We start from the raw sequence: 3600 nt of genomic DNA on the forward strand, positions 1-3600 counted from the left end.
CTTTGGGAAAACTTTTTGAAATTTCAAATATCTCCATTGCTGTATTGAACGCAAGTTTATAAACATCTAAATCCCTAACACTGTTTATTCTCTTTGTTTCTCTTTTTTTATTATTTTTCTCGTCCATCTTCCGTCATCTCTCGTATTTTGGTTTCGTCCCTCATCCATCGTCCATCGTTTCTCGTCCTTCGGTTACTTCCCTATACAAAACCTTTGAAAAATTCTGTCCAATATATCTTCTTCCAGTGTTTCGCCTAAAATCTTTTTAAACGATTCCAGCGATTCTTTCAAGTCAACAGCAACAAATTCTTCACTTAAACCTTCTGTTATCGCATCAAAACCCTTAAGAAGTCCGTTATATGCGTCTTTCAAAGATTCTCTGCTTCTGGCGTTTACCATAATAGTGCTTTCGCCGGCTGACACCCCGCCTGTAAACACGCTATCTTTTATATACTTCTTAATCGCATTAATGCCTTTTCCTTTCAGCGCCGATATTTCAAGAACCTTTTTATTACCGATTAAACTTTTCAGTTTATTTTTAGATATTTTTTCAAGCCCACAGGTTTGTCCCGATAAAACGTCGGGGCGGACCAACAGGTCAACTTTATTTATCAGACACAGCATCTTTTTTTCTTTTATAATCTTTGCAATTTCTTTATCTTGGCTTGATAACGATTTTGTTCCGTCAACCATAAACAGAACAAGGTTTGCATTTGCCAGATACTCTTCAACTTTTTCTTGCGCCTTTTTATCAATTATATTTTCTATTTTTTTAAATCCCGCAGTATCAACTATTTTTACGGGTATGCCTTCGATATTAATCCATTCCTCGATAATATCCCGCGTAGTGCCGGGTATATGCGTGACTATTGCCCGTTCTTTTCCTACCAAGCGGTTTAACAAAGTGGATTTGCCGACATTTGCTTTGCCGATTAAGAGCACCAACACGCCGTCACGCAGAATTTTACCTTCCCTGCTTTGTCTTATTAACTTGTCTGTTTCGGATACGAGCTTCTTTATTTTATTTATGAACTTACCCTTTTTTGCAATATCAATTTTCTCTTCGGGAAAATCCAATTCAGCTTCGAATAAAGTTAATAATTCTAAAGTTTCGTCTTTAAGTTCTTTTACCGTTTTAGAAAATGCGCCTTTTAGTTGCGACATTGCCGACTTAAGCGCAAGTTCTGTTTTTGCCTCAACGATATTTATCACCGCTTCGGCTTGAGCTAAATCAATCCTTCCGTTTAAAAACGCCCTCTTGGTAAATTCGCCTGGTTCAGCGAGTCGCGCCCCGCATTCAAGGACTGCTTCAAGCGTTTTTCTAAGTGGAAGTATTCCTCCGTGACAGTTTATTTCTACAACATCCTCTCTTGTATAACTTTTCGGCTTTCTCATAATAGAGAGGATAACCTCGTCTAAGATTTCTTTGTTTCTTATGATATGACCGTAATGAATAGTATATGAAGGAAGTTTTGAAGGGGTGGCGCCGTTTCTGCCTTTGAATAACTTATTCGCAATTGTCAGCGCCTTCTTCCCCGATAATCTGACGATACCGATTCCGCCTTCGCCCAGTGGGGTTGAGATTGCGGCAATGGTATCGCCTTTGGCTAATGTAAGTTTAATTTTCATATGCTTTAGCTAAAAAGACTGTGTCGCTTTTAATCAACATATTGGTTAATATTGGTTAACAAAGGTTAATAAAAAGTTAATATAGGTTACTTTTTAAAACGAGACTTCCATTCGCCACTTTTGTTTAATTTGTATAGTGAATCTAAATAGCGATCAATTTGATAATTCGTAATTGAGAATAAATTTTTCAATTTAGTGTGTTCTTCTTTAGAAATGAGTTTATCTTCAAAACAATCATCAATATCACCTTCAAGTTCACTTAAAGAACCAGCGCTAATCTTTATGGAATGGGAAAATTCTCCAACGGTGTCTTTTCTATATCCTTCACGTATATTCTGCTTAGCACTTCTGGCAGCATCCCTCATTTGGCTTACCAATCTTAAATGGATTTTTTCAAATCTTTTGGTTATCTTGTAAACTAATCTGCGTATTTCACATATATTCTGATAGAACTTTAATTTTTCATAGGGCGCGCTTTTCATTCTTTTTCAGCTTTTATCATTTTTGTTTTTTGTGTTTTTTAGCAACCTCTTATTAACCAATGTTAACTTATGTTAACTTTTATTAACTTGTTGTATTATCTTCTCTATCACTCCCTCTATCGTTAAGCCTGTTGTATCAATATTCACCGCATCTTCGGCTTTTTTTAAGGGCGCAATTTCTCTTGTGAAATCTTTATTATCTCTTTCTTTTATATCCTGCTTAATTTTTTCAAGGTCGCTTTGTATTCCTTTATTAGTTTGTTCAAGCCATCTTCTTTTTGCCCGCTCATCAATAGAAGCATCCAGATAAAATTTAAAAGGCGCCTTGGGGAATACAACCGTGCCGATATCTCTGCCTTCCACAACAATTCTGCCGCTTGAACCGATTTCTCTCTGAAGCTTTTTCATCTTCTTCCGCACATCTTTTACTCTGCATACCCACCAGATGTTATTCGTTACCTCTTCAGTTCGTATCTTGTCAGTCACTTCTTCCCCGTCTACCCATATCCTCATTCCAGCCCTGCTTGCGGGGCTGTCCGCCAACGTATCAGTGGCGGACACATTCTTTATAGTATCCCCTCCACTCTTGCCTGCCATAGTTTTAGTGGCAGGACTACTTTGGCGGGCAGGCCTGCCTGCCAAATCTTGTTGGGAGGGTTTCTTAGCTATTAAAATCGTTTCCTTCACCATTTCCACCAGTTTCTCTTTATCTTCAACAGTTATACCTTCCGTTAGCGCCTTCAAAGTGAGTGCTCTATACATCGCTCCCGTATCTAAATAGAAAAATCCCAAGCGTTTGGCAACCTCTTTGGCTATTGTTGTCTTTCCCGCTCCCGCAGGCCCGTCAATCGTAACAATAAGGTTTTTTTTCATTGTATTTCCTCTTTAGCCCTGTACCCCACGTGGTACAGGGTCGCAATCTTTGCTTTTTCTTGTTTAAGAGTCTATATTATACACATACGTTCTCTGAAATAGTAGTTTTAATAACGATACAATCCGAAAGGAGGTATGCTATGAAGCACATAAGTGCTTTTTTAATGAAGCATACCCATGCCTTCCCATAATTAAGACCCAGAGAAAACCTTGAGATTGTTCCTCAAGGTCTTTGGATAATCTTGTTAAAGGGATCTAGAAGGGTTGTGTTTTGTGAAAGGCTTGGCAAAGGGATAGCAGGCGCTATTCTCTTGCTTTGGTGTATTTTTAGATTCCAAGGGAAATTTTAATAGGCGAAATACAACAAGGTGCAGACAATTATAACCGACAATGGTTGTGACCTGCTACTTAAGCCTTTCATTATATTTAATGAATAAAGCCAAAGGGCAGAAAAGGATAGAGAATCAAATTTTCCGTATAGTCACTAGTTAAATGTAAATCATTGTATGCAACGTCTACTACTTCTTATACTTGGGGCACTGTTGGGCTCACTGCTTACCCGCCAATATGAAACATTCAAAGGGCGGGAAAATGATGCTCACTTACTCTTACTTGC

The 3600-nt window shown here is 38.1% G+C and carries 3 protein-coding genes; all 3 read right to left on the reverse strand.

Annotated features, from left to right (window positions below):
* Positions 1-192 precede the first annotated feature (192 nt).
* The gene (gene mnmE, locus KAS42_06415) at positions 193-1629 is read right to left on the reverse strand and encodes a tRNA uridine-5-carboxymethylaminomethyl(34) synthesis GTPase MnmE (protein ID MCK4905852.1); all 1437 of its coding nucleotides are present in this window, start codon (positions 1627-1629) and stop codon (positions 193-195) included.
* Between the two features lie 86 nt (positions 1630-1715).
* On the reverse strand, positions 1716-2111 hold the full coding sequence (locus KAS42_06420; protein MCK4905853.1) for a four helix bundle protein: 396 nt from the start codon (positions 2109-2111) through the stop codon (positions 1716-1718).
* Between the two features lie 72 nt (positions 2112-2183).
* A complete protein-coding gene (gene cmk / locus KAS42_06425) occupies positions 2184-2984 on the reverse strand; it encodes a (d)CMP kinase (GenBank protein ID MCK4905854.1) in 801 nt (266 codons plus the stop codon).
* Positions 2985-3600 lie beyond the last annotated feature (616 nt).

It is taken from the genome of bacterium (genome assembly GCA_023135785.1).
Lineage (GTDB): Bacteria > CAIJMQ01 > CAIJMQ01 > CAIJMQ01 > CAIJMQ01 > CAZNJA01.